The following is a 25977-nucleotide window of genomic DNA, read 5'->3' as shown; positions in this document are numbered from 1 at the left end:
CCGTCGTGCCCGCCGCGCCCCTGCCACTGTACGGCGGGGGGTACGGGCCACGGGCGGGAGGTTTCTCCCGTCAGCGCACCCCCCATCCTCACACGTTCGGATGAAGCTCCTTCGAAGCCTGCGGGCCGGACCGGAGGGGCCGCTAAATTCGCGCCGTTCCATGAGGGCTGCGACCGGCCCGGAAGGCAGGAGACCACACGGCTGATGACGGAACGACCCCCGCAGCGCATCCCCAACCGCCAGCTTGCCGCACTCATCGCCGAAGCCGGATTCTCCAATGCCGGGCTCGCCCGCAGAGTGGACCAGCTCGGTCTGGAGCACGGTCTCGACCTCCGCTACGACAAGACGTCCGTGACCCGCTGGCTCCGGGGCCAGCAGCCGCGCGGCACCACCCCCGCACTCATCGCCGAGGTCTTCACCCGCCGGCTCGGCAGACGGCTGTCCGCGCAGGATCTGGGGCTCGACGCCTGCGCCCCGGTCTACGCGGGGCTGGAGTTCGCCGCCACCCCCGAGGAGGCCGTGGAGATCGTCGGCGGGCTCTGGCGCAAGGACTCCGGCAGCCATGCCGAACTGCGCAAGATCGCGTTCACCCCCGCCGGGCTCGTCGTCCCCAGCCGTGACTGGCTGATCGGACGGGCCGACGAACGCGTCGGCCGGGGCGACCCCGCGCCCGGCGCCGGACCCGGCGGACCGCGGGTACCCGTCCAGGGCGGCAGCGGCGTCCCCCGGCAGCGCACCGCCGACCGGATCACCGAACGCGCCCCGGGCCAGCGGGTCTCCGGCGGTGACATCGCCGCACTGCGCTCGGTCGGCGAACTGTTCCGCACGATCGACAACGCGTACGGCGGCGGCCATGCCCGCCAGGCCCTCGTCCGCTATCTGGAGCACGAGGCCGAACCGATGCTCCGCGGTACGTACGGGGAGGTCACCGGGCGCCGGCTGTTCGGCGCCGTCGCCGATCTCACCCGGCTCGCCGGGTGGACCTCGTACGATATCGGCGCCCACGGCCTGGCCCAGCGCTACTTCGTCCAGGCGCTGCGGCTGGCGCAGGCCGCCGGGGACCGGGCCTACGGTTCGTACGTCCTGGTCACCATGAGCCGCCAGGCCGTCTATCTGGGCCACGGGCGGGAGGCCGTCCAGCTCACCCGGGTCGCCCAGCAGGGGCTCGGCCCCTCCGCCCCGCCCGTGGTGCAGTCCCTGCTGCACGCGGTGGAGGCCCGTGGCCACGGCGTCCTGGGGGAGGCCCGCGCCTGCACCGCGGCCCTGGTCCGGGCCGAACGGGCGCTGGAGTCGGCCCGCTCGGGCGACGAGGTGCCGCACTGGGCTCGCTTCTTCGACGAGGCACAGCTCGCGGACGAGTTCGGGCACTGCTACCGGGATCTCCAGCAGTACCGCCCCGCCGTCCAGCACGCGGAGCGTTCCCTCCGGCTCCGCCCGCACGGGCCGGCCCGCAGCCGCCTCTTCTGCCGGGTCGTCCTCGCCACCGCCCGCCTCGGCCTCGGCGAACTCGACCAGGCGTGCGCGCTGGGCGCGGAGGCCGCGCTCCAGGCGTCCGAGATGCGCTCGGTCCGGGCGCTGGAGTACGTCCGCGATTTCGAGCGCAGGCTGGAGCCGTACCGCGAGGCGGCGGCGGTACGTACCTACCGGGAGCGGGTCGCGGCCCTCGGCTAGCCGCCACCGGTGCGGGAGGCCACGGGCCCGGCGGGCGGGCCGTGGCCGCCACCACCCGGCCGTGCCCCGGGCCCCGGGGCACGGCCGCAGCGAGGGCTCACGCCGCGAGCGGCAGGTCCGGGACGCCGGGGATGCCGAAATCGCGCAGGACCGCCTGGGCGGCGCGGCGGCCCGAGCGGAGGGCGCCCTGGACCGTGCTCGTGTCGCGGTGGTCGCCGCAGACGTACAGGCCGGACAGCACCCGGACCCGGCGGCGCGGATCGTGCGGGGCGGGCATCGCGGGGACCGCGTCGGGCGTCCGGTGGACCGCGAGCAGCTCCCAGTCGTCCGTCGGCACCCCGTACAACCTCGCCAGCTGGGCGCGGACCACGGCGTCCGTACCGGCCGGGGGAGTGCCCAGCACCGCCGAGGTGATCAGCGCGCGGCCCGCGGGCGCACGCGCCGGGTCGACCGCGCTCATCACCGCGGTGTGCGCCACCGGGCCCGTCCGGTCCGCGTCCAGCACCAGCGCCGCACCCGTCGGCGGCGCCTCGGGCGCGCTGTGGTGCACCAGGGTCACCGGATGGAAGTCCGGCACCCGCAGCCCCGGCAGCAGTTCGGCCGCCTCCCGGGCACCCGTGGCGAGGACCAGCGCCCGGCAGGTCAGTTCGCCGTACTCCTCCGTACTGACCCGGTTGATCGACGCCTCCTTGACCCGGACGCCGGTGAGCACCGTGCCCGGAGGCAGGGCCGCCGCCAGCAGGCCGGGAATCGTCCCCGAACCGCCCTCGGGGACGCAGAGGCGGCCCCGGGCGAAGCTGCGCAGTACGAGATCGGCGCACCGGCTCGACGTCGTCAGCTCCGGATCGCACAGCAGCGCCGACAGCAGCGGACGCAGAAAGCCGTCGACGGTCCGGGCGGGCAGCCCGCGGACGGCTATCGCCTCGGCCGCCGGACGCTCGGGGCGGGCCGCCAGCCGCACCGCCGACATCCCGGCGAGCCGGGCCAGGGAGGCGCTCAGCCGGGCCTCGTCCAGCGGTCTGGGGGCGCTCGCGAGGGCGCGCGCCATGGTCAGTGCTCCCCCCACGCCCCTGCGGCCCGCCCATGCGCCGTACGCGCCGGAGGGGTCGGTCCCTTCGGGATGCGCCCGGGGGTACGGCAGGGGCGCCGGGCCGCGGCGGCGTACCACCTCGCCCGTACGGTGCAGCCTGCCGTCGCCGTGGACCAGCACCCCCGGCGCGAACGGACGCAGCGTCAGGGCCGACAGGGCCGGCAGGCGGTGCAGCTCCCGGTGGGAGGTGCTGAGGAACCGGCCGACGCGGTCGAGACGGAACCCGTCGGTCTCCTCGGTGGTCATCCGGCCGCCCGGCCGGTCCGAGGCCTCCAGTACGGAGACTCCGATGCCTGCGGCGGTGAGTGCGAGGGCGGCGGAGAGCCCGGCGGCGCCGGCTCCCACGACAATCACGTCCGCATGGTCCGCATGGTGTGAGGTGCTGCTGAGCACGTGCCCCTCCCCGAGGTCGGCAACGGCTGGCGGGAGATCGGACTCCCACAGGGTGATGCCCTCGACGGGCCCGACGAATACCGGAGTTCGGCACGAGGTTAGGAGCGGTGGCCGATCCTCGCCGCGCGCGTGCGGCGGGGCACGGGGGCGTGCGGGGCGCATGGCCCCGGCCCCCGGCCCCGGCGGTGTCCGCCCAGCTCGGGGCGGGGGAGGAACCGTCGTGCCCCGGGCGCTCGCGGGCATGCCGTCGCGGGGTGCCGACGGCATGTGCCACAGGTGCCCTTCAGGGCCCGGGGAACGGCCCCCGCGGCGGTGGGGGTGCGGCCGGCGGACAGGACCGGCCGGGCGGGACGTACCGGATCAGGCCGAGCCGCCCGGCGCCGCCGGATCCGGCCCGCTGAGGGCCGCCGTGATCGCCGCGTCGATACCGGGGAAGGCGAACGCGAAGCCCGAGTCCAGCAGTTTGCGGGGGACCGCGCGGGTGCTCGCCAGGACATCGGACGCCATCTCGCCCAGCGCGGCACGCAGCGCGAAGCGGGGGACCGCGAACAGGGCCGGGCGGTGCACCGCGCGCGCCATCGCCGCCGTGATCTCACGGTTGGTCAGGGGTTCGGGCGCGGTGCAGTTCACCGGACCCGACAGGGCAGGCGTATCGAGGAGGTGCCGCAGCGCCGCCACCTCGTCGTGCAGCGAGATAAAGCTCCAGTACTGCCGACCGTCGCCGAGCCGTCCCCCCAGACCGGCCCTGAACAGCGGGAACATCCGGCCCCAGGCGCCACCGCGGCGCGCCACCACCAGCCCGGTGCGGGCGAAGACGGTACGGATGCCCGCCTGCTGCGCCGGGCCGGCGGCCGCCTCCCACTCCACGCAGACCTCCGGCAGGAAGCCCGACCCCGCGGGGGCGCTCTCGTCGACCGCCCGGCCGCCCGTATCCCCGTAGTAGCCCACGGCGCTGCCGCAGAGCAGCACCCGCGGCGGAACGTCCAGGGAGGTGACGGCATCGGCGAGCGCCGCATTGCCCAGCACCCGGCTGTCGCGGATCTCCTTGCGGTACGCGGCCGTCCAGCGGTGGTCGCCCACACCCGCGCCCGCGAGGTTCACCACGGCCTCGCAGCCGACCAGACCCGCCGTGTCGACCTGTCCCCGGTGCGGATCCCAGCGCACCTCGTCCCCGGTCCGCGCCGGTCTGCGTACCAGGGTGACCACCTGGTGGCCGTCGGTGCGCAGGGAGTGGACGAGTGCCCTGCCGATGAGTCCGGTGGAGCCGGAGACCGCGATCCTCATAAAGGCCATCCTGCCCTGTGAAGGGGTGTGAAACAGTGACCCGCATGTCCGAGTTCCCTGCATCAGCCATGCACTCAGCTCGCTCCGGTTCGTTCCGGGTCCGGTCCGCACGGGCCGAGGACGGGGCGGCCCTCGGTGCGCTCGACCGGGACACCTGGTCGACGCTGCACGCCGTCGCGCCCGAGCCGGTCCCGCCGTACGACCCCTTCTTCGACTCCACCCACCGGCCCGAGCACTACCTCGTCGCCGAAGAGGTCGGAGGGGTCGGAGGGGTCGGGGAGACCGAAGGGGCTGAAGGAGGCGGTGAGCTGCTCGGATACATCCGGCTGGTGCCGCCGACCCCGCTCGCCTGCAACCGGCACGTCCGCCAGATACAGGGACTGGCCGTCGCGGAGGCCGCCCGCGGGCGCGGGGTGGCCCGGGAGCTGCTCCACGGCGCGTACGACGAAGCGCGGCGGCAGGGCGCCGCCCGGATGACCCTGCGGGTCCTCGGGCACAACGCCCCCGCCCGCGCGCTGTACGAGAGCGAAGGGTTCACCGTCGAGGGCGTACTGCCCGGAGAGTTCCATCTCGGCGGGGAGTACGTGGACGACGTCCTCATGGGCCGTCGCCTGGACTGAGCCCCGGCCGGGGACCGCCCGCCCCGGTCACTCCGGCCCGAAGCGCTCCCAGAGCCGGGGGAAGCGGCGGGCCAGATCCGCGTCGTCGTCGAAGGCGAACGGGGTGCCCAGCGGCTCCGCGGGCTGCGGCGGCAGCCCCAGATCGGGTGCGATCGCCCCGGTGAGCTGCTCGTACGCCTCGTCGGCCGCGTAGCCGAGCTCCTCGCCGTCGCCGTCGATGTCCTCGTCGAAGTCGTCGAGCAGCTCGGCGAGGGAGTCCGGATCGTGCACCGCCCCCTCGAAGACCTCCCGGCCCTGGCCGATCAGCCAGCAGCGGAAGTAGTCGAAGGCGTCGTCGCTCGCACCGCGCAGCAGCACGGCCGCCGCGCCCCACAGATCCCAGGTGTACGCGCGGTTGTAGCGGGCCTCGAAATGGCGGGCGAAGTCGAGCACGGAATCGGGGTCCAGCCGGAGCAGCCGCTCGACCAGCAGATCCGCGTGGTCCTCGGGATCGCCCTCGGCGGCATCGCGGGTGCCGTCGACGATCTCCCAGAACTCCGTCTCGTCCATCACGCGTCCAGCATCGTGCGTCAACGCGGGACGCGCACGCGGAGCGCGGTGTTCCGCCGGGGACGGGACACCCGGACGGGGCCGGGAACGGGCGCCTGGATCCGCTGCCGTCGGCGGGTGTGGGGAACGACTGCGGGAAGGCCCCAGGGGACGGCCGCGAGGAACGGTGCCCCTAAGCATGGGCCCTGACCACGGGCCCTGAGCACGGGCCGGGACCGCGGGCCGAGGCCCCGCAGGCCCGGCGCTCCGCGGCCTCGGTGCCGAAACCCCGTGGCGAAGCCGGACAGCAGATGTCGGGATTCCCTGACACGGTCGTTGCCATGACAGCGAGCACACCGAAGCAGCAGCCACTCGCCGGACGGATCGCCTTGGTCGCGGGCGCCACCCGGGGCGCCGGGCGCGCCCTCGCCGTGGCCCTGGGCGCGGCCGGCGCGACCGTCTACGCCACCGGACGCACCACCCGAGACCGGGTCAGCGAACTGGGCCGCGCGGGCGAGACCATCGAACAGACCGCGGAGCTGGTCACCGCGGCGGGCGGCGAGGGCATCGCCGTACCCACCGACCATCTCGACGCCGAGCAGGTGCGCCGGCTGGTCGCCCGGATCGACCGGGACCACGGACGCCTCGACATCCTCGTCAACGACGTCTGGGGCGGCAACGCGCTGCTCGACTTCGACACCCGTATGTGGGACGTCGACCTGGAGCGCGGGCTGCGGATGATCGACCTGGGGGTGCGGACCCACATCATCACCAGCAGTATCGCCCTGCCGCTGCTGGTCCGGCGGCCCGGCGGGCTGGTCGTCGAGGTCACCGACGGCACCGCCCGCACCAACCGGGGATTCCGCGAGAACTTCTACTACGACCTGGCGAAGAACGCACCCATCCGGATGGCGTTCGTCCTGGGCGAGGAGCTGAAGCACGTCGGCGCTTCCGCGGTCGCCGTCACCCCGGGCTTCCTGCGCTCCGAGGAGATGCTCGACCACTTCGCCCTGACCGAGGAGACCTGGCGCGACGGCATCGGGACCCTCCCCGCCCACTGGGCGCTCTCCGAATCGCCCGCCTATCTCGCCCGCGGGGTCGCCGCCCTCGCCGCGGACCCGGAGCGGTCCCGGTTCAACGGACACTCCCTCGACAGCGGAGAGCTGGCGAGGGAGTACGGCATCACGGACACCGACGGAAGCCGGCCCGACGTCTGGGGCTTCATCCTGGCGGAGCAGGCGGGGGAGACACCGGATCCGGCCGGCTACCGCTGAGCCGCGCACCCGCTCCGTACTGCTCCGCCATCCGCGCCGCGGCCTCCGCGAGGAGCGCCCGCAGCTCGGGCGGGCCCAGCACCTCCGCGTCCGGGCCCAGGGAGAGCAGCTGGCCGTACGCCACCTCGGTGGACTCGACGGGGAGGGTGACCGTCACCCGCCCCTCGCCGTCCGGTTCCACGGCGGCCAGCGCCTCCCGGGCGGCGGCCCGGTCCGTCACGTACGGCAGTCGCCGCGCCCCCTGCGCCGTCAGCCGGAGCACCACTTCGGACCGGAGGATGGAGCGGGCGAACTGGGCCGCCCGCTCCTCCCAGAACGCCGGGAGGTCGAAGTCCGGGTCGCGGTCGAAGACACTGCTGTCCCCTTCGGAGGCGGAGACCCCGGGGGAGGCCCCTGGAGCGGGTCCGGGGGCGGCGGGGGAGAGCGCGGTGAAGCGGTCGATGCGGTAGACACGGAAAGGTCCGGAGGCCTCGGAGGGCGTGGAGGGCGTGGAGTCGGTAGGGGAGGACGCGTCCTCCCCGCCCCCGGCCACGCGCGCGCAGAGGTACCAGACACCCGCCTTCAGCACCAGACCGTGCGGTTCCAGCACCCGCTCGACCCGCTCCCCGCGCCGGTTCGCGTACGCCGCTGTCACCCGCAGGTCCCGCCAGACCGCGTCCGCCAGCTCCGCCAGCAGCGGCGGGGTCTCCGGCTCGGAGTACCAGCCCGGCGCGTCCAGGTGGAAACGCTGCGCCGCGGTGTGCGGGGCGTCGCTCAGGGAGGGCAGCAGGGCGGCGGAGACCTTCAGCCGGGCCGCCGATGCCGCGTCCTCCAGGCCCATCTCGCGCAGGGCGCCCGGCAGCCCGGACAGGAACAGCGCTTCCGCCTCGCTGCGGCCCAGACCGGTGAGCCGGGTCCGGTAGCCGCCGACGAGCCGGTAGCCGCCGGCCCGGCCGCGGTCCGCGTAGACCGGCACGCCCGCCTCGGAGAGGGCGAGCGCGTCCCGGCTGACGGTGCGCTCGGAGACCTCCAGTTCCCGGGCCAGCTCCGCCCCCGTCATCGAGGGCCTCGACTGGAGCAGCAGGACCATTCTGATCAGCCGGGCAGCGCGCATTCCCCCATCATGCCCGCAACACCGCGACGGCCGCCCCGGACGGTGTCAGAGCAGGGGTTCCTGGAGTTCGGTGACCCATTTCTCCCGGTCGGGCGGGCACTCCAGGGTCACCTCCCGGGCGAACCCGGCCGAGCGGTGGCCGTGCGCGTCGACCCAGCGGGCGAGCGTCTGCGACGTCGGAACGACCGCGTCCATCGAACCGCGGTGCACGATCGTCGCCGCCCGCTCCAGCGCCGGGAGCACCACCACCGGCACCTCCGGGCCCGGCCGGTCCCCCGCGGACAGCGTGACCGCCGCATGCACCAGGACCGCGCCCTCCCCGCAGCCCTCGGCGCTCGCGGCACTCTCGTAGTACGCGATCCCCGGACCGGCCGGGGAGACGCCCGCGGCCGCGAGCCGCCGGAACAGCTCCTCGTACAGCGGACCGATGACGGGGCTGATGTCCTCGGGGCCGTAACTCCGCGCGACGGCCGTCAGCTCGGCCACCCGGACCGCCGGGACGGACTTGAGGACGACGTCGTCGGCCGGCATCCGGCCCTCGTTCTCGATGGACCGCAGCCGGGCCTCGACCGCGCCGAGCCGCCCGGCGGCCGCCGCCATCGCCGCCTCCAGCTCGGCCCGGCGCAGCAGCAGCATCCCCCGCAGCTCCTCCGTACCCACCCGGTCGTCCAGGATCCGCCGCACCTGCTCCAGGGTGAAGCCGAGGTCCTTCAGGGCGACGATCCGGTTGAGGACCGCGAGCTGGGCGGCCGCGTAGTGGCGGTAGCCCGTCCGCGGATCGGTGTGTTCCGGGCGGAGCAGCCCGATCGCGTCGTAGTGCCGGAGCATCCGGGCGGACACCCGGCCGTGGCGGGCGAAGTCCCCGATGGTGAACACGGACCACTCCTCGGATTCCGGCGGCGGTACGGCTGCCCCGCACCCGCCCCGCAGCCTATGGGTGCAGGGATGCCCGCCGACCGGTACGGCGAAAGCCTCCCGGCATGCCCGGCCTCCCGCCCGGCCCCCGCCCGGCCCGCAGCCCGGCCCGTCGGGCGGCGGCCCCGGAAACGGCATCACCCCCGGGCGGTGGTGCGTACCGCCCGGGGGTGATCTTCAGAAACGTCAGAGCCCGTAACGCTCCCGGGCTTCCTTCACCGCCGAGGCCGGAACCTCGCCGCGCCGCGCCAGCTGCGCCAGCGCCGCCACGGTGATCGACGGAGCGTCCACGCCGAAGTGCCGGCGCGCCGCCTCACGGGTGTCCGACAGACCGAAGCCGTCGGTGCCGAGGGACGACCAGTCCTGCTCGACCCACTGGCTGATCTGGTCCGGCACCTGCCGCATCCAGTCGCTGACCGCGATGACCGGACCCGGCGCCCCGGCCAGCGCCTGACGGACGTACGGGGTGCGCTCCTCGCCGCGGAGCAGCGCCTCGTCCGCCTCCAGGGCGTCCCGGCGCAGCTCGCCCCAGGACGTCGCCGACCACACATCGGCCGTGACACCCCACTCGTCGGCGAGCATCCGCTGCGCCTCCAGCACCCAGTGGATCGCCGTACCGGACGCCAGCAGCTGAAGCCGCGGCGAGTCCGGACGGGCCGGGGTGCCCTCGCGGAAGCGGTACAGGCCCTTGAGGATGCCCTCCTCGACACCCTCGGGCATCGCGGGCTGCGGCTTGGGCTCGTTGTAGACCGTCAGGTAGTAGAAGACGTCCTCGGCGTCCGGACCGTACATCCGGCGCAGACCGTCCTTGACGATCACCGCGATCTCGTACGCGAACGCCGGGTCGTAGTTGAGCGACGCCGGGTTCGTGGACGCAATCAGGTGCGAGTGGCCGTCCGCGTGCTGGAGGCCCTCACCGGTGAGGGTCGTACGGCCCGCGGTGGCACCGACGATGAAGCCCTTGCCGAGCTGGTCGGCGAGCTGCCACATCTGGTCGCCGGTGCGCTGCCAGCCGAACATGGAGTAGAAGATGTAGAACGGGATCATCGGCTCGCCGTGCGTCGCGTACGACGTCGCGGCGGCGATGAAGTCCGCCATGGCCCCGGCCTCGGTGATCCCCTCGTTGAGGATCTGGCCGTCCGTGGCCTCCTTGTAGTACATCAGCTGGTCGCGGTCGACCGGCTCGTACGTCTGGCCCAGCGGCGAGTAGATACCCGCGGACGGGAACAGGGACTCCATACCGAAGGTACGGGCCTCGTCGGGGACGATCGGCACCCAGCGGCGGCCGGTCTCCTTGTCCCGCATCAGGTCCTTCACCAGGCGGACGAAGGCCATGGTGGTGGCCATCTCCTGGCTGCCGGAGCCCTTCTGGAGGGCCTTGAAACCGCGCTCCTCCGGCTCGGGCAGCACCACCTGGTGCACCCGGCGGACCGGGGCGGGGCCGCCGAGGGCCGCGCGCCGCTCCTGGAGGTAGCGGACCTCGGGGGAGTCCGCGCCCGGGTGGCCGTAGGGGACCACGCCGTCGGCGAACGCGCTGTCCGGGATCGGCAGCCCGAGCAGCTCCCGCATGTCCTTGAACTCGTCGACCGACAGCTTCTTCATCTGGTGGTTCGCGTTCTTCGACGCGAAGCCCTTGCCGAGGGTGTGGCCCTTCACGGTCTGCGCGAGGATCACGGTCGGCGCGCCCTTGTGGGCAAGGGCGGCGCGGTAGGCCGCGTACACCTTGCGGGCCTCGTGGCCGCCGCGGGAGGTGGAGAAGCATTCGGCGATCTTGGCGTCCGTGAGGACCTTCGCCAGCTCGGCGAGGGCGGGCTCGGCGCCGAAGAAGTGTTCGCGGATGTACGCGATGTCACGGGTCGCGTACGTCTGGAACTGGGCGTCCGGCACCTCGCGCAGCCGGCGGACCAGCGCACCGGTGGTGTCGAGGGCGAACAGCTCGTCCCAGGCGTTGCCCCAGAGCGTCTTCACGACGTTCCAGCCGGCGCCCCGGAACTGGGCCTCCAGCTCCTGGACGATCTTGAAGTTGGCGCGGACCGGACCGTCGAGGCGCTGCAGATTGCAGTTGATGACGAAGGTCAGGTTGTCCAGCTGCTCCCGGGCCGCCAGCGCGAGGGCCGCGGTCGACTCGGGCTCGTCCATCTCGCCGTCGCCGAGGAAGGCCCAGACGTGCGAGTTGGCGGTGTCCTTGATCGACCGGTTGTGGAGATAGCGGTTGAACCGCGCCTGGTAGATCGCGGAGAGCGGGCCCAGGCCCATGGAGACCGTGGGGAACTCCCACAGCCAGGGCAGCCGGCGCGGATGCGGGTACGACGGCAGACCGGCGCCGCCCGCCTCCTGGCGGAAGTTGTCGAGGTGGGCCTCGGTGAGGCGGCCGTCGAGGAAGGCGCGGGCGTATATGCCGGGCGATGCGTGGCCCTGGATGTAGAGCTGGTCGCCGCTGCCGTCGCCCTCCTTCCCGCGGAAGAAGTGGTTGAAGCCGGTCTCGTAGAGCCAGGCCGCGGACGCGAAGGTCGCGATGTGGCCGCCGACGCCCAGGCGGGCGCCGCGGGTCACCATGGCGGCCGCGTTCCAGCGGTTCCAGGCCGTGATCCGGGCTTCTATCGCCTCGTCGCCGTCGAAGGCGGGCTCGGCGGAGGTGGGGATGGTGTTGACGTAGTCCGTCTCCAGCAGCCGGGGTACGGGTACGCCCGCCTGCTCGGCGTGGTGCAGGGTGCGGCGCATCAGGTACGCGGCGCGGTGGGGGCCGGCGTGCTGGGCGACGGCATCGAGGGATGCCGCCCATTCGGCGGTCTCCTCGGCATCGCGATCCGGGAGCTGGTCCAGCTCGCTCGGAAGCTTGCCTACGGGGTCGGTCATGATCGCCGCCTTCCGGACTGGGAGGTGGGGTGGAGATGGTGGAGGCAGGTGGTACTGGGTGGGTACGCGATGCCTTTGGGGGGTGCCTTGTCTGGCAGGACAGGGCGGTCGGGGCAAACGTGCCCCGAGTGACTGTAAGCCTCTGATCGATGATCGATCAAAGTGCTTGGAGGTAAAACTTGTCCGGAGGGCGAAATTGGCATTCCGTGCCATGAAATAGGGCACGCGGTGCCGGTGACCTGGGACTTTGCGTAGCGCCCCGCTCACGCAGCGCCGTGCGCTCCCGCCCGGGGTGGAGGCGAAAAGCTCCCGAGCCGGGTGGTCGCGGCTTGAGCGCCGACCGCGCCATGGCGGGTTGCTCGCGCAGTTCCACCCCCTACGCCCGGACAGGGCCTAGCGGCGTGGTGGACCCCAGCGCCCGTCGGAGCCGGTTTCCCGTCCAGGCCGGGGCGCCGGAGGGCATTCAGGGGCGCTGGGGGTCCCCCCATTGCCGCAGGCATAGGGGGCGGAACTGCGCGACAAGCCCACGACGGCATGGCGTCGGCAGTCCACCGCATGCACGCAGCTCCTACTGCTCGGAACTGCGTGATCAGCCCACCGGCGAGGCGAGGCCGGCACTCGACGCACGCTCGCAGCTCCACGGCCGTCGCCGGAGGACCAGGGGCATCCCCGGGTGGGCCCGCCCCGGGGCCCGCCCCCCCACGACCGCGCCGTCAGGCGCGTGGCGCGCAGCCGAGGACGTGCGCCTTCACCAGCGGCCCGATTTCCGGGTCCCGGCGCTGGAAGGCGTCCACCAGAGCCTGGTGCTCCTCCGCGTACGACTGCTGAACCGTGCCCAGCCAGCGGATGGACAGGGCCGTGAAGACCTCGATGCCCAGGCCCTCCCAGGTATGCAGCAGAACCGCGTTGTCCGCGGCCCGGACCAGTTCGCGGTGGAAGCCGACCGTGTGCCGGACCTGGCCCGCGGAGTCGCCCGCCCCGTCGGCCTCGTACAACGCGGCGACGTGCGGGGTCAGCGCCGAGCAGTCCCGGGCCAGCTTCTCCGCCGCCAGCTCGGCCGCGATCTGCTCCAGGCCCGCCCGGACCGGGTAGCTCTCCTCCAGGTCCGCGGCTGTGAGGTTCCGCACCCGGACGCCCTTGTTCGGCACCGACTCGATGAGCCGCAGGCTCTCCAGCTCCCGCAAGGCCTCGCGTACGGGTGTCTGGGAGACCTGTAGTTCGGTCGCGATGCCCCGCTCGACGATCCGCTCGCCGGGCTTCCACCGGCCGCTGACGATGCCCTCCACGATGTGCTGGCGGATCTGTTCCCGCAGCGAGTGGACGAGGGGCGGGGTCATGAGAGCTCCCGAGGGGGGACCGGAGATGGGATGCCCGCCCATTATCGCCGCCACGGGTCCGCACCGGTCGGCCGGTGGCCCCGCGGCGCGCTGAGGGCCTTGGGGAAGCCGTGAACGGGCCCGGACGCGCGGCGCCCCCGCCGGGGTTCCGGCGGGGGCGCTGGGCTGCCTGGTGCGGCTGTGCGGCGGTCGGCTACAGGCCGAGTTCGACCTCGAACTCGCCGGCCTCCAGGATCGCCTTGACCGTCGTCAGGTAGCGGGCGGCGTCGGCGCCGTCCACCAGACGGTGGTCGTAGGAGAGCGACAGGTAGACCATGTCGCGGACGCCGATGACGGTGCCGTCGGCGGTCTCGATCACGGCCGGGCGCTTGACCGTGGCGCCGATGCCCAGGATGGCGGCCTGGGTGGGCGGCACGATGACGGTGTCGAAGAGCGCACCGCGCGAACCGGTGTTGCTGATGGTGAACGTGGCGCCCGCCAGATCGTCCGGACGGATCTTGTTGGTGCGCACGGCACCCGCCAGCTCCGCGGTCTTCTTGGCGATACCGGCGAGGTTCAGATCACCCGCACCCTTGATGACCGGGGTCATCAGGCCCTTCTCGGAGTCCACGGCGATGCCGATGTTCTCCGAGTCGAAGTAGGTGATGGTGCCCTCGTCCTCGTTGATCCGGGCGTTCACGATCGGGTGGGCCTTCAGCGCCTGGGCCGCGGCCTTCACGAAGAACGGCATCGGGGAGAGCTTGACGCCCTCACGGGCGGCGAAAGCACCCTTGGCCTGGTTGCGCAGCCGCATCAGCTTGGTGACGTCGACCTCGACGACCGTCGTCAGCTGCGCCTGGCTGTGCAGCGCCTTCATCATGTTGTCGCCGATGAGCTTGCGCATCCGGGTCATCTTGACCGTCTGGCCGCGCAGCGGGGAGACCTCCAGCACCGGGGCCTTCGCACCGCTCGCCGCCGGGGCGGCGGCAGCGGCGGGGGCCGGAGCGGCGGTACGGGCGGCCTCGGCCGCGGCGGCGGCGCTGACGACGTCCTGCTTGCGGATCCGGCCACCGACACCGCTGCCCTTGACCGCGGACAGGTCCACGCCGTTCTCGGCGGCGAGCTTACGGACCAGCGGGGTCACGTACGCGTCCCCCGCAGACGGAGCGGACGGAGCCGTCGGCGCGGCGGGAGCCGCGACGGGCGCGGGCGCGGCCGGAGCCACCGGAGCCGGGACGGCGGCGGGGGCAGGGGCAGGGGCCTGCACCGGCTGCGGGGCCGGGGCGGGCGCCGCCGGAGCGGGCGCCGGAGCCTCGGCGGCCGGCGCGGGGGCCGCAGGAGCAGCCGGAGCCGGGGCCGGGGCCGGAGCGGGCGCGGGAGCCGCGGGGGCGGCGGCGGGTGCGGCGGCCGGAGCCGCACCGGGGGCACCGATGACGGCCAGCTTGGCGCCGACCTCGGCCGTCTCGTCCTCGGCGACGACGATCTCCAGCAGCACCCCGGCGACCGGGGCGGGGATCTCGGTGTCGACCTTGTCGGTGGACACCTCCAGCAGCGGCTCGTCCTCCTCGACCGACTCGCCGACCTGCTTCAGCCAGCGGGTGACGGTGCCTTCGGTGACGCTCTCCCCGAGCGCGGGCAGCACGACGTCCGTACCGGACGCGCCACCGGCGGGGGCGGCGGCCGGGGCAGCCTCGGCAACCGGCGCCGGGGCCTCGGCGACCGGGGCCGGCGCGGCGGCGGGCTCGGCGACAGGCTCGGCGGCCGGGGCGGGCGCGGCCTCGGCGGCGGGCGCCGGAGCGGCGGCCGGGGCACCCGTACCGTCGTCGATGATCGCCAGCTCGGCGCCGACCTCGACGGTCTCGTCCTCGGCGACCTTGATGGACGCCAGGACGCCGGAGGCCGGGGCGGGGATCTCGGTGTCGACCTTGTCGGTCGAGACCTCCAGCAACGGCTCGTCGGCCTCGACGTGCTCGCCCTCGGCCTTCAGCCAGCGGGTGACGGTGCCCTCGGTGACGCTCTCACCGAGCGCCGGAAGGGTTACGGAAACCGGCATGGTTTCTGTTGCTCCTAACGGATGGGTCTCCCCAGCTCCGGCGCGCGGGCGTGGGGAAGTGCGGAAGTGGTCGTCGGGCCGGTGGCCGTGTTGTCAAAATAGCGCCGTCCGCCCGATGGGCGGGGCCGGCGGCTCCCCCGGCCCTGCGGCCGGGGGACCCCCAGAGGCGTGCAGACGACACGGCCCGGCCTCAGTCGTGGGCGTGCAGCGGCTTGCCGGCCAGCGCCAGGTGGGCCTCGCCGAGCGCCTCGTTCTGCGTCGGGTGGGCGTGGATGAGCTGCGCCACCTCGGACGGCAGCGCCTCCCAGTTGTAGATCAGCTGGGCTTCGCCGATCTGCTCGCCCATCCGGTCGCCGACCATGTGCACGCCGACCACGGCACCGTCCTTGACCTGCACGAGCTTGATCTCGCCCTGAGTCTTGAGGATCTTGCTCTTGCCGTTGCCGCCCAGGTTGTACTTGAGTGCGACGACCTTGTCCGCGCCGTAGATCTCCTTGGCCTTGGCCTCGGTGATGCCCACGGAGGCGACCTCGGGGTGGCAGTACGTCACCCGGGGCACACCGTCGTAGTCGATCGGGACGGTCGTCAGACCGGCCAGCCGCTCCGCCACCAGGATGCCCTCGGCGAAGCCGACGTGCGCGAGCTGGAGGGTGGGGACCAGGTCACCGACCGCCGAGATGGTGGGGACGTTCGTGCGCATGTACTCGTCGGCCAGGACATAGCCGCGGTCCATCGCGACGCCCTGCTCCTCGTAGCCGAGACCGGCGGAGACCGGGCCGCGGCCGACCGCGACCAGCAGCACCTCGGCCTCGAAGGTCTTGCCGTCGGCCAGCGTCACCCGGACGCCGTCCTGCGTGTACTCGGCCTTCTCGAAGAAGGTGCCCAGGTTGAACTTGATACCGCGCTTGCGGAAGGCCCGCTCCAGCAGCTTGGAGCTGTTCTCGTCCTCGACCGGGACGAGGTGCTTGAGGCCCTCGATGACGGTGACCTCGGCGCCGAAGGAGCGCCAGGCGGAGGCGAACTCGACACCGATGACGCCGCCGCCGAGCACGATCGCGGACTGCGGGACCCGGTCCAGCTTCAGCGCGTGGTCGGAGGAGATGATGCGGTTGCCGTCGATCTCCAGACCGGGCAGCGACTTCGGGACCGAGCCGGTCGCCAGGAGGATGTGGCGGCCGTCGATCCGGCGTCCGTTGACATCGACGGAGGTGGGGGAGGACAGCCGCCCCTCGCCCTCGATGACGGTGATCTTGCGGGAGGCGATCAGCCCCTGGAGGCCCTTGTACAGGCCGGAGATCACATCGTCCTTGTACTTGTGCACGGCGGCCACGTCGATGCCCTCGAACGTGGCCTTCACGCCGAACTGCTCCGACTCGCGGGCCTGGTCGGCGATCTCGCCGGCGTGCAGCAGGGCCTTGGTGGGAATGCAGCCGTAGTGCAGGCAGGTACCGCCCAGCTTGCCCTTCTCGATCAGGGCGACGTCGAGCCCCAGCTGCGCCCCGCGCAGGGCCGCGGCGTAACCACCGCTACCGCCGCCGAGGATCACTAGGTCGAAAACGGTGCTGGCGTCGTTCGCCACGTCACGTCCTCCATGCATGTGCGCCGGTCACCGGTTCCCCTCGTTCGCCGGGGCGACCGGCCTTGTCGGCTGGTGTGCGGCCGATGTCTCGTCGGCCCTGTGGTGGGGGCCCTGTCCTGCCGGTGCCCATCTTCGCACTTGTCGCGGGAAGACGGGACGCGGGGCAGCGGTCCGATGGCGTCTGCTCCGTCACCTTCGCCGTTACCGGTGCGTAGAACGTCCCGTACCGTCCCCTGATTCCGGAGTACGCCGTCCGGCCCCCCGGTTTCGTCCACAGCGAACGCCCGTGCGTTCCTGCCGGAGGCCGCCGCTTCCCGGCGGGGCCGGGGCCGGGGCGGCGGGAGAAGCGGGGAAAGGGGTACGGCCCCGGGCGGGGAGCCCGGGGCCGTACCCCCTGTCCTGAGCCGCGGGGCCGGTCAGCCCAGGTCGCCCTCGCCCAGCTTCTCCGCCAGCCGGACCAGGGTGCGCACGGACGAGCCGGTGCCGCCCTTCGGGGTGTAGCCGTAGGGCGCGCCCTCGTGGAACGCCGGACCGGCGATGTCCAGGTGGGCCCAGGTGATGCCCTCGCCGACGAACTCCTGGAGGAACAGTCCGGCGACCAGGCCGCCGCCCATCCGCTCGCCCATGTTGGCGATATCGGCGGTCGGCGAGTCCATGCCCTTGCGCAGCTCCGCCGGGAGCGGCATCGGCCACGACTGCTCGCCGACCTCCGCCGCCGTCTCGTGGACCGCGGTACGGAAATCGTCGTCGTTGGCCATCACACCGAAGGTGCGGTTGCCGAGCGCCAGCACCATCGCGCCGGTCAGCGTGGCCACGTCGACGATCGCGTCCGGGTTCTCCTCGGACGCCTTCCACAGCGCGTCCGCCAGCACGAGCCGGCCCTCGGCGTCGGTGTTGAGCACCTCGACCGTCTTGCCGCTGTACATCCGCAGCACGTCGCCGGGGCGGGTGGCGGAGCCGGACGGCATGTTCTCGGCGAGCGCCAGCCAGCCGGTCACGTTGACCGGCAGGCCGAGCCGGGCGGCGGCGACGACGGCCGCGAACACGGCGGCGGCGCCGCTCATATCGCACTTCATCGTCTCGTTGTGCCCGGCCGGCTTCAGGGAGATGCCGCCGGAGTCGTACGTGATGCCCTTGCCGACCAGCGCCAAGTGCTTGGCGTCCTTGGAGTGGGTGTAGACCAGCTTCACCAGGCGCGGCGGGTTGACCGACCCCTGACCGACGCCCAGGATCCCGCCGAAGCCGCCCTTGACCAGCGCCTTCTCATCGAGGATCTGGACCTTGAGGCCGACCTCCTTGCCGGCCGCGCTCGCCACCGCGGCGAACGCCTCCGGGGTGAGGTCGTTCGGCGGGGTGTTGATCAGGTCGCGGGAGCGGTTGATCTCCTCGGCCACGACGAGCGCGCGCTCCGCGGCCGCCTTGTAGGCCTTGTCGCGCGGCTTGGCGCCGAGCAGGGCGACCTCGGCGAGCGGGGCCTTGCCGCTGCCCTTGCCGTCGCCGCCCTGGTAGGCGGTGAAGGCGTAGGCGCCGAGCAGGGCGCCTTCGGCGATGGCCTCGGCGTCCGCGGGGGAGGCGATCGGCAGCGCGAACGCGGCCTTCTTCGCCCCGGTCAGGGCGCGCGCGGCGGTGCCCGCGGCCCGGCGCAGTGCTTCGGCGCCGTACACCCCGTCCTTCGGCGCGGCACCCAGGCCGACGGCGAGGACGACGGGGGCCTTCAGTCCGGCGGGGGACGGGAGCTTGATCGCCTCGCCTTCGGCGCCGGAGGCACCGAGGGTGTCCAGGACGGTGGCGAGGGTCCCGTCGAACGCCGTGTCCACGGCCTCGGCGCCCGGCGCGACCACCGGGCCCTTGGCGCCCTTCGCGACACCGACGACCACGGCGTCGGCGCGCAGCGTCGCTGCGCCGGCAGTGCTGAGAGTGAGTGCAGTCACGGTGCTGTTGTCTCGCTTCCGTTGAGTTCAGGGCCGGTGACGGCCACGAGGCGTGGGGACGGCTCGGCGTCCTGTCCGGACAGAGCCTACGCGCGCGTCCGGGACTCCCTTACGGCGGCGGCGGGTCACCGGCGGGCGGGGGCGGTTCCGGCGGGGGTGCCACCGGCGGGCGGCGGCCGGGCCGTTCGCCGGGGAGCCCGGCCGGACCCGGCGACCCGGCGGTCACCGGCCGCGCCGCCGGGCCGGGCAACTGGACCCCCGCCGAGGGGATTTGGCCCCCGCCGGGCTCAGTGGCCGAGGACCAGGACGACCAGCGCGGTGGTGGCCGCGGTCTCCGCGAGGGCCCCGAACACATCGCCGGTCACACCCCCGAAGCGGCGCCGGCAGTGCCGCAGCAGCAGTTCGGCCGCGACGACCGCGGCGAGGACGGCCAGCCCGTACCGGACCCCCGTCTCCGCGCCGTGCACGGCGCCCGCGCCCGCGCACAGCGCGACGGTGAGCGCGACCGCCGCCAGCGCGGCGCGGACCGGGACGGCACCGGCGACCGCCGCGCCCAGCCCCTCGGGCCGGGCCGCCGGAACCCCCGCGCGCGAGGCCGCGGTCAGCGCGAGCCGGGCGGCGACGGCCGCCAGTACCGCGCCCCCGGCGCCGTACCCCCAGCCCCGTCCGTACAGCGTCGCGACCGCTGCCACCTGTGCCAGCAGCACGAACAGCAGGGTGATCACCCCGAACGGCCCGATATCCGACCGCTTCATGATCTCCAGCGCGGCGGCGGCCGGTCTGGCGCTGCCGAGCCCGTCGGCGGTGTCCGCGAGGCCGTCCAGATGCAGTCCGCGGGTGAGCACCGCCGGTACGGCGGCGGTCGCCACCGCCGCCGGGAGGGTGCCCGCTCCCGCCAGCCAGAACAGCGCGCCCGCCGCGGCCGCCGCGATCCCGACCGCCAGCCCGGCGAACGGCGCGCACAGCATTCCGGTCCGGGCGGCGGCCCGGTCCCAGCGGGTGAGCCGGACGGGCAGCACGGTCAGGGTGCCGAAGGCGAACCGCAGACCGGTGACCGGACCGGCGCGTGCGGGGGAGGGGGGAGGCTCGTTCACCGCCGAAGGCTAACCCACCGTCTAGATTGCCCCGAAGACAGGCATTTCAGGAGAAAACTGGAGCGGTCTCCATGGGGCAGTGGTTCCACGACAACATCACCGAGCCGGGCAAACTGCCCATGCTCCTCGCGCTTGCCGCCTTCGTCCTCACCTTTCTGATCACCAGGACCGTGACCCGGCTGATCCGAGCGGGCCGCGGCCCGTTCCGCAACGTCACCCCCGGCGGGCTCCATATCCACCATGTCGTCCCCGGGGTGATCCTCACCGTCGTCGGCGGATTCGGTGCGGTCGGCAGCGGCCGCCACGGCTGGGCCGCGGCCGTCTTCGCGGTCCTCTTCGGCACCGGCGCCGGACTGGTGCTCGACGAGTTCGCGCTGATCGTCCATCTCGACGACGTCTACTGGACCGAGGAGGGGCGGCGCAGCGTCGAGGTCGTCGTCCTCGCCACCGCCCTCGCGCTGCTGGTGCTCGGCGGCTTCTCGCCCCTCGGCGTGGACACCCTCAACGCCGACGAACGGCAGAGCCGCACCACCCTGCTCGTCACCCTGCTGATCAACTTCCTCTTCGTCCTCGTCTCCTTCCTCAAGGGCAAACCGATCACGGCCCTGATCGGGGTCCTGGTGCCGTTCGTGGCGGTGTTCGGCGCGGTACGGCTGGCCCGGCCCGGCTCGCCGTGGGCCCGCAGGTGCTACCGGAACCGGCACCGGGCCAGGGCCCGTGCGCGGTTGCGCGCGTACCGCCACGACCGCCGCTGGAACGGGCCCCGCCGCCGGTTTCAGGATTTGATCGCCGGAGCGCCCGACCGGCTGCCGTCCCGTACCCCGCCGCGGTCCCCGGGTCCGGGCGGCGACTGACCCCGCCACCACCGGAAGGCCGCCGCCACCGCGCAGAGCACCAGGGCCGCCGCGATGGCCACGAGATGCTCCTTGCCCGCCAGATTCGGTTTCACCACCACCTCGACGGCCATGGCCACCACCACCAGTGCGCCGGTGAACCACGCCCGCTGCTGGAAGCACACCACCACCGCGAGCCCCACCACCGCAGCCGACGGGCCGGTGTCCACCACCTGGGCGTCCGCCTCCGGCAGCCCCAGCGGCCCGCCCGGCCCGACCGCGATGCCCAGCCGTGCGTACAGCGTCCCCGCCAGGGTGCAGACATAGGCCACCAGCAGGGTCCGGACCCGGCCCAGACAGATCTCCGCCACCCCGAACACCAGCAGGACCTGCGCCAGCGCACCCCACACCGGCAGATCGAGCGCCGGTACGAACAACGACAGGGGGGTACGGACGAGGGCGAGCCACAGCGGATCCCCGGCCCGGACGAAGCCGATCGCGCTGACCGGTCCGTAACCCCAGTCCTGGTTCTGCACCAGCTGGAAGGCGGCGATCAGCACGACCGCGGTGAGCGTCAGCGGCACCGCCCGCCACCGCCGCTCCACCAGCGCCCCGCGCACCTCCCCGTACAGCGGCCCCCATTCGCGCCGCGCGAAACCGGCGACCGCGGACCGGGCCGTCACCGCCCGCCCTCCAGATGGCGGCGGTGCAGCCACTTCGGCAGCCCCGGCGCCTCCAGGAAGCCCTCGGCACGGCCCGCCGCCAGCGCGATCCGCGGCAGATCGGCGCTCTTCTCGAAGAGGAGGAACCGGGGCTCCCAGATCGGCCGGTACTTGGCATTGGCCCGGTACAGAGATTCGATCTGCCACCAGCGGGAGAAGAAGCTCAGCAGTGACCGCCACAGCCGCAGCACCGGGCCCGCGCCGAGCCGGGAGCCGCGTTCGAAGACCGAGCGGAACATCGCGAAGTTCAGCGATACCTGGGTGACCCCGATCTCACCGGCACGCTCCAGCAGCTCGATGACCATGAACTCCATCAGCCCGTTGTCGGAATCCCGGTCACGGCGCATCAGGTCGAGGGAGAGCCCCTCGGGGCCCCAGGGGACAAAGCTGAGCAGCGCCCGCAGCTCGCCGTCCGCGTCCGTGCACTCCAGCATCACGCACCGGCCGTCCTCCGGATCGCCGAGGCGGCCCAGCGCCATCGAGAAACCGCGCTCGGTGGCCCCGTCGCGCCAGTCGTCGGCGCGCCGCAGCAGCACGTCCAGCTCCGCGCGCGGGATCTCCTCGTGGCGGCGGATCCGGACCGTGTACCCGGCCCGTTTCACCCGGTTGTAGGCCTGGCGTACGGTCCGCATCGCCCGGCCGTCCAGGGTGAACTCCGCGGTCTCCACGATCGCCTCGTCGCCCAGCTCCAGCGCGTCCAGACCGTGCCGGGCGTAGATCGTCCCGGCCTCTTCGCTCGCGCCCATCACCGCCGGGATCCACCCGTGCTCCCGGGCCTGCGCCAGCCAGGGGGTGATGGCGCCCGGCCAGGCCTCCGGATCGCCGATCGGGTCGCCGGCCGCCAGACAGACCCCGCCGACCACCCGGTAGGCGACGGCCGCCTTGCCGGTCGGGGACCACACCACGCTCTTCTCGCGGCGCAGCGCGAAGTAGCCCAGCGAATCGCGCTCTCCGTGGCGGTGCAGCAGCTCCCTGAGCTGCTTCTCGTCGTCGGGGCCGATCGGATCGACCGCGCGGCGGGAGCGGAAGGCCGCGTACAGCACCCCGAGGAGCAGCAGGGTCGACATCACGTTGATCGTCACGTCCACCCAGCCGGGGGTGTGGATCGCCGGGACGTCCGGATCCTTGGCGGCCAGCGAGATCAGCCGCAGCACGCCGTACCGCCAGCGCTCCAGGAAGGACGGCGAACCCGGGGCGGTATTGGTGACGGTCACCAGCGCGGCGGCCAGCAGCGAGGTCACCAGCAGCCCGCCGGCGGCGACCGCCGCGGCCAGCTTCGGGTTGGCCCGGTCGCCCTTCGCGTAGAACTCGCGCCGCCCCACCAGCAAGGCGGTGAAGAAGGCAGCGGTCAGGATCAGCGACACCCAGTTCTGGGCGTGGGCCCTGATCGCCGGGTCCTGGAGGAACGCCAGCACGAACAGCGGCAGGAACAGCCCCACCAGCACCAGATTGAGGATCCAAGCGGCCCGTTTCCGGCGGCGCATGGTGATCGCCAGGAAGAGTGTGAACACCCCCGAAGCGAAACCCGCGCTGAGCAGATAGGGGGTGAAGTAGTCGTCGATGTTGTGGCGGCGGATGTCCTGGCCGAAGGAGACCCAGACGGCGCTCAGAAGATTGACGGATGTGACGGCGCGCAGGTACCAGACGGTGAACGCCCAGCTCCGGCGGGCGCGGGCGGTGGTGGCGGGGCGCTGAGCATCGCTGGACAAGCGGACCTCTCCCATGAAAGGCGATCATATGGTGCATCACCGTGCATAGTGGGTCAGGATGCGGTCGTCGCCGTGGTCCGTGGCGGCGACCGCGCCCGTTGCGTCAGTCCTTCGCGGCCTCCGCCGCTCCACCGTTCGGCACGGTCGCCGGAGCCCCGTCCCCGGCCGGTTCGTCCCCGGCCGGTCCGTCCCCGGGCTCCGGCTCCTCGCGTTCCGGCAGCTCCGCCAGCAGTGCGGCAGCCGCCTGAACGAGGGGGAGTGCCAGCAATGCCCCGGTTCCTCCGCCTGTGGTGACGCCCTGTTCGAGGATCGGGTTGAGCGCCATCCGGTCCAGCGCCTTCGCCTGACCCGGCTCACCCGTGAGCTGACCGGCCAGCCACCAGTCCGGCGCGCGGAACGCCGCCCGCTGCCCCACCAGGGCGCACGCCGCGGAGACGACTCCGTCGAGAATCACCGGGGTACGGCGGACGGCACACTGCAACAGGAAACCCGTCATCGCCGCGATATCGGCCCCGCCGACCGCCGCCAGCAGATCCGTCTGATCGCCCAGCACCGGGCGGGCCCGGCGCAGCGCGTCGCGGATCGCCGCGCACTTGCGCATCCACGCCAGATCGTCGATCCCCGCACCGCCGCGGCCCGTCACCACCGAGGCGTCCGTACCGCAGAGCGCGGCGATCAGCACGGCCGCCGGGGTGGTCCCGCCGACGCTCAGATCGCCCAGGACGACCAGATCCGTACCCGAATCCGCCTCCTCGTCCGCGATCGCCGCTCCCAGCCGCAGCGCCGCGTCGACCTCGTCCGGCGTCAGCGCGTCCTCGACGTCGATCCGGCCGCTGCCCCGGCGCACCCGGTGCCGGACGATCTCCTCCGGCAGCAGCTCCGGATCGCAGTCCAGGCCCGCGTCCACGACCCGCACCGGCACCCCGGCGCCGCGGGCCAGCACCGCGACCGGGCTCGTGCCCTCAATTGCCTCCCGCACCAGGCGGTACGCCTCGCCCGCGCGCCGACCCGACACATCGAGCCCGGCCACTCCGTGATCACCGGCGAACAGCACCACGCGCGGCCGGGCGATCACCTTCGGCGGCGACACGCCCTGTGCGGCGACCAGCCACTCCCCCAGCTCGTCGAGCCGCCCGAGGGCCTTGGGGGCGACGGCGAGACGGGCGCGGCGGTCCTCGGCGGACTGCCGCAAGGCGCCGTCGGTGCGGCCGATCAGATCGGAGTAGTCATCGAGATTCACCCTGCTCATTCGCCGAACAGTACCGGGACGCCTCCCGCTGCGGGGTACGCCGTGGACCCCCGGCTCCCCAGGGCCCTGCCGGTGCGGGCTCTCGGCCCCGGCCGTGCGGCTCCGCTGCGCGGTGAGCGCGGCGCCCCGGGGCGGGGGACTTCAGGGCCACGGGCCCTCGACTGCGGCGAGCGCCGTGCCCGGCGGGCGTTGAGCGCCGACTGCTGCGCCGTTGCGGCCGTTCGCGCAGTTCCCCGCGCCCCCATTTGCTCGCATCGGCCCTGGAATGGGTTGCCCACCAGAAGGTTCCCCGTTCCGGGCCGGGCGGGGGAAGGGCCCTGGGGGCGCGGGGAACTGCGCGAAGGGCCCACGGCGGCCCGCGGCCGGCGAACCGCCCCCGGGGGCACGGCGCCTGTCCGCCGCCGAGGCGCCCGGGGCGCTGGAAACACCCCTGCTTCGGGAGCCGGGCGCTCGCAGCGGAGCGGCGCCCCCGGCGGCAGGCGCCCGGGGCACAGGCAGACCACGGGCGCACCCCGCAGCGGGAGGCGTCACGCGCGCAGCGGGACCGCCTGGCCCGCGACCACCAGCAGCAGGTGCTCGCACTCCGCCGCCACCGCCGCGTTCAGCCGCCCCAGCTCATCGCGGAAGCGGCGGCCCGACGGCGTCGCCGGGACCACCCCCGAACCCACCTCGTTCGTCACCGCCACAACCGTCCGCCGCGTCCGGCGCACCGCCTCCACCAGCTCCGCCACCCGCTCCCGCAGCGCCCGTTCGCCGCCGGAGCGCCAGCTGTCGTCGGACCACGCCCCGGCCCGGTCCATGGCATCGGTGAGCCACAGCGACAGACAGTCGATCAGCAGCGGCGGGCCCGGCTCCGCAAGCAGCGGTACGAGATCGCAGGTCTCCTCGGTACGCCAGGAGCCGGGACGCCGCTCGCGGTGCAGCCGGACCCGGTCCGCCCACTCCGTGTCACCGCCCCGGGCCCCGCCGGTGGCCACGTACAGCACATCCGGGAAGGCCTCCAGCCGCCGCTCCGCCTCCAGCGACTTCCCGGACCGCGCGCCCCCGGTGACCAGGGTCCGCCGGGGCACGTCGGGCACCGCGTGGTACTCGCCCACCAGCAACGTGGACCCGTCGGGTACGGCGCGGGCGCCCGCCGCCGCGAGCCGGCGGTCCAGCTCGGGCCCGCCCGGCACATCGTGGTCGAGGTGGACGGCGACGATATCGGTGGTCGGCCCGACCGCCCCCACCGCCCGCAGCCGGGCGATCGCGTCGGGCCGCCCCACGACGTCCGCGACGACCATCTCGTACGGGCGGGACGCCTCCGCGGGGGCCGCGGGCGCGCCGCCCGGCGGCAGATACAGCAGCCGGTCCCCGTCCGGCGATGTCACCTCGTACCCCGTGCCCGGCGCGTCCATCGGCACCGCCCGTACCCGATGGCCGCTGATCAGCGTCAGGACCCGCCCGTCCGGCACCCGGCCCGCCGCGGGCAGCCCGGGGGGAAGATCGACCGGCGGACCGTCGTGCGGATGGGTCAGCAGGACCTGGCGCACCCCCACCAGGGAGTGCCCGGCGCGTGCCGCGGCGAGTGCCGCGCCCGGAGTGAGGTCGAGCAGCAGCGCCCCGTCCACCAGGAGGGCCGTGGCGGCCCGGGCCCGAGTCCCCCGGGCGAGGGCGCAGACCGCGCACGGACAGTCGGACCTCGGGAGTCCGGCGGGGGCGCCGGTGCCGAGCAGAGTGAGTTCCACCCCTTGATCCTCCCGTGTCCCCGGCGCCGTTGCGCGCCCG

19 protein-coding genes are annotated in these 25977 nt (G+C 73.7%); 4 read left to right on the top strand and 15 right to left on the bottom strand.

Annotation, left to right across the window (positions count from 1 at the left end; translation table 11 throughout):
• Positions 1-204 precede the first annotated feature (204 nt).
• Positions 205-1671, top strand: coding sequence for a regulator (locus ACIQ9E_RS19780; protein WP_403708682.1), 1467 nt, complete (start codon positions 205-207; stop codon positions 1669-1671).
• 97 nt (positions 1672-1768) lie between these two features.
• Here ACIQ9E_RS19780 and ACIQ9E_RS19775 read toward each other — a convergent pair whose 3' ends face one another.
• Both ACIQ9E_RS19775 and ACIQ9E_RS19770 read right to left on the bottom strand, forming a co-directional pair.
• Complete coding sequence (locus ACIQ9E_RS19775; protein WP_403708680.1) at positions 1769-3115, bottom strand: NAD(P)/FAD-dependent oxidoreductase; 1347 nt, start codon at positions 3113-3115, stop codon at positions 1769-1771.
• Positions 3116-3514: 399 nt separating this feature from the next.
• On the bottom strand, positions 3515-4447 hold the full coding sequence (locus ACIQ9E_RS19770) for a TIGR01777 family oxidoreductase (RefSeq protein ID WP_403708678.1): 933 nt from the start codon (positions 4445-4447) through the stop codon (positions 3515-3517).
• 35 nt (positions 4448-4482) lie between these two features.
• Here ACIQ9E_RS19770 and ACIQ9E_RS19765 point away from each other — a divergent pair, with 35 nt between their 5' ends.
• On the top strand, positions 4483-5058 hold the full coding sequence (locus ACIQ9E_RS19765; RefSeq protein ID WP_403708676.1) for a GNAT family N-acetyltransferase: 576 nt from the start codon (positions 4483-4485) through the stop codon (positions 5056-5058).
• Between the two features lie 27 nt (positions 5059-5085).
• Here ACIQ9E_RS19765 and ACIQ9E_RS19760 read toward each other — a convergent pair whose 3' ends face one another.
• Entirely contained in the window at positions 5086-5607 is a 522-nt protein-coding gene (locus ACIQ9E_RS19760) for a DUF4240 domain-containing protein (protein WP_006349688.1), read from the bottom strand.
• Positions 5608-5927: 320 nt separating this feature from the next.
• On the opposite strand from ACIQ9E_RS19760, the gene ACIQ9E_RS19755 reads away from it, so the two are divergent.
• Positions 5928-6860: an SDR family oxidoreductase gene (locus ACIQ9E_RS19755; RefSeq protein ID WP_403708674.1), complete on the top strand. Its 933-nt coding sequence runs from the start codon at positions 5928-5930 to the stop codon at positions 6858-6860.
• On the opposite strand, the gene ACIQ9E_RS19750 is transcribed toward ACIQ9E_RS19755, so the two are convergent.
• The 8 genes from ACIQ9E_RS19750 to ACIQ9E_RS19715 form a co-directional block, all read right to left on the bottom strand.
• Entirely contained in the window at positions 6808-7953 is a 1146-nt protein-coding gene (locus ACIQ9E_RS19750) for a helix-turn-helix transcriptional regulator (RefSeq protein WP_403708672.1), read from the bottom strand. The genes ACIQ9E_RS19755 and ACIQ9E_RS19750 overlap by 53 nt on opposite strands.
• Positions 7954-7998: 45 nt before the next feature.
• Positions 7999-8829 (bottom strand): MerR family transcriptional regulator, encoded by an 831-nt coding sequence (locus ACIQ9E_RS19745; protein WP_403708670.1) that lies wholly within the window; start codon positions 8827-8829, stop codon positions 7999-8001.
• A 225-nt stretch (positions 8830-9054) separates the two neighbouring features.
• Complete coding sequence (gene aceE, locus ACIQ9E_RS19740; RefSeq protein WP_403708668.1) at positions 9055-11724, bottom strand: pyruvate dehydrogenase (acetyl-transferring), homodimeric type; 2670 nt, start codon at positions 11722-11724, stop codon at positions 9055-9057.
• Between the two features lie 713 nt (positions 11725-12437).
• Positions 12438-13061, bottom strand: a complete 624-nt coding sequence (locus ACIQ9E_RS19735) for a GntR family transcriptional regulator (protein ID WP_389889086.1) — start codon at positions 13059-13061, stop codon at positions 12438-12440.
• Positions 13062-13254: 193 nt separating this feature from the next.
• Positions 13255-15093, bottom strand: coding sequence for a 2-oxoglutarate dehydrogenase, E2 component, dihydrolipoamide succinyltransferase (gene sucB, locus ACIQ9E_RS19730; protein WP_403708666.1), 1839 nt, complete (start codon positions 15091-15093; stop codon positions 13255-13257).
• A 190-nt stretch (positions 15094-15283) separates the two neighbouring features.
• Entirely contained in the window at positions 15284-16672 is a 1389-nt protein-coding gene (gene lpdA, locus ACIQ9E_RS19725; protein WP_006349695.1) for a dihydrolipoyl dehydrogenase, read from the bottom strand.
• A gap of 416 nt (positions 16673-17088) precedes the next feature.
• Complete coding sequence (locus ACIQ9E_RS19720) at positions 17089-18603, bottom strand: leucyl aminopeptidase (protein WP_403708663.1); 1515 nt, start codon at positions 18601-18603, stop codon at positions 17089-17091.
• 287 nt (positions 18604-18890) lie between these two features.
• Positions 18891-19697 carry an adenosylcobinamide-GDP ribazoletransferase gene (locus ACIQ9E_RS19715; RefSeq protein ID WP_403708661.1) on the bottom strand — a complete coding sequence of 269 codons (807 nt, stop codon included), beginning with the start codon at positions 19695-19697 and terminating at the stop codon, positions 18891-18893.
• Positions 19698-19768: 71 nt separating this feature from the next.
• Here ACIQ9E_RS19715 and ACIQ9E_RS19710 point away from each other — a divergent pair, with 71 nt between their 5' ends.
• Positions 19769-20551 (top strand): hypothetical protein, encoded by a 783-nt coding sequence (locus ACIQ9E_RS19710; protein ID WP_403708659.1) that lies wholly within the window; start codon positions 19769-19771, stop codon positions 20549-20551.
• Here ACIQ9E_RS19710 and ACIQ9E_RS19705 read toward each other — a convergent pair.
• The 4 genes from ACIQ9E_RS19705 to ACIQ9E_RS19690 form a co-directional block, all read right to left on the bottom strand.
• Entirely contained in the window at positions 20473-21213 is a 741-nt protein-coding gene (locus ACIQ9E_RS19705) for a hypothetical protein (protein ID WP_403708657.1), read from the bottom strand. The two genes, ACIQ9E_RS19710 and ACIQ9E_RS19705, sit on opposite strands and share 79 nt — an antisense overlap.
• Positions 21210-22976: a phosphatidylglycerol lysyltransferase domain-containing protein gene (locus ACIQ9E_RS19700; protein WP_403708655.1), complete on the bottom strand. Its 1767-nt coding sequence runs from the start codon at positions 22974-22976 to the stop codon at positions 21210-21212. The genes ACIQ9E_RS19705 and ACIQ9E_RS19700 overlap by 4 nt, the downstream gene beginning before the upstream one ends.
• Before the next feature lie 88 nt (positions 22977-23064).
• Positions 23065-24201: a nicotinate-nucleotide--dimethylbenzimidazole phosphoribosyltransferase gene (locus ACIQ9E_RS19695; protein ID WP_403708847.1), complete on the bottom strand. Its 1137-nt coding sequence runs from the start codon at positions 24199-24201 to the stop codon at positions 23065-23067.
• Between the two features lie 536 nt (positions 24202-24737).
• Positions 24738-25937 (bottom strand): bifunctional adenosylcobinamide kinase/adenosylcobinamide-phosphate guanylyltransferase, encoded by a 1200-nt coding sequence (locus ACIQ9E_RS19690; RefSeq protein ID WP_403708653.1) that lies wholly within the window; start codon positions 25935-25937, stop codon positions 24738-24740.
• Between the last annotated feature and the right edge of the window lie 40 nt (positions 25938-25977).

Source organism: Streptomyces sp. NPDC094448 (genome assembly GCF_044763775.1).
Taxonomy (GTDB): Bacteria; Actinomycetota; Actinomycetes; order Streptomycetales; family Streptomycetaceae; genus Streptomyces.
This window is presented reverse-complemented; position numbering and strand designations above follow the sequence as displayed.